The organism is Mucilaginibacter sp. P4_G9, assembly GCF_056400985.1.
Map to the genome: position 1 here is coordinate 1 of NZ_JBFUKF010000868.1, position 835 is coordinate 835.

General features: G+C 40.2%; 2 protein-coding genes. Both read left to right on the forward strand.

From position 1 onward, the window contains the following. A partial coding sequence (locus tag AC1DPZ_RS28245; RefSeq protein ID WP_477409790.1) for a T9SS type A sorting domain-containing protein occupies positions 1 to 441 on the forward strand: 441 nt, incomplete at its 5' end. Positions 442 to 679: 238 nt separating this feature from the next. Beyond that, positions 680 to 835 (forward strand): fumarylacetoacetate hydrolase family protein (locus AC1DPZ_RS28250; protein WP_477409792.1); only part of this gene is annotated, 156 nt, incomplete at its 3' end.

Genomic DNA, 835 nt, shown 5'->3' on the forward strand with positions numbered 1-835 from the left:
GTTGCGCCTCATAAGGAAACTTATGCAAATAAGCTCAAAGGAGATACCACCTATCACGTAACTAAAACCAAGGGTGGTAAGCCCTCCTATTTAAAGAACGGTCTTCACCTGGCATTGCCACCATTAAAACCTGCCGTAACATCAGCCGTAAAAGTGAATGTATCGCGCTCCGACGATAAATTGCTTAATGATGTGCAATTGTACCCAAACCCCGTAACCGACCAGCTTAACCTTAAATACTCCATTAGCCGCAACTCCAACGTAACCGTTAAAATAATGGATGTTTTGGGCAATGATATTACCACCGTATTTAATCAAAGGGTTGAGGTGGGCGATCATAATATTACCTACTCTATTAACAACAAACTTAGCCGCGGCTTTTATTTTGTACGCGTAGTGGCAGGTACCGAATCGGTTATTAAACGGATCTCGGTTTTGTAGACTTTCTAAATTGCTCGTAAATTTAAATTCGCGCAAAAACTGCCCTTTTTATTTCTTTCGAACACTCAAGTTTCAAACCCATCGCTATTTGCCAATACTCGGCGTCAAACCGTTTCATTTAATAGCCTTTTTCTGGCGTTTACCCGCTAAATAATTTAAAAGCGATTGCTGGTTATTTCCTCCTCCCAGCTAACAAACCCATCAATTTTTTTAGCTTTGGCGTTTATAGCATTTCCATATGAAAATAATTGCCATTGGCCGCAACTATGCCGAACATGCCAAAGAATTGAATAACCCTATACCTGCAACCCCGGTTATTTTCATGAAACCGGATACTGCCATTATAAAAGATAACAAGCCTTTTTATCACCCCGATTTTTCGGAAGATATACAC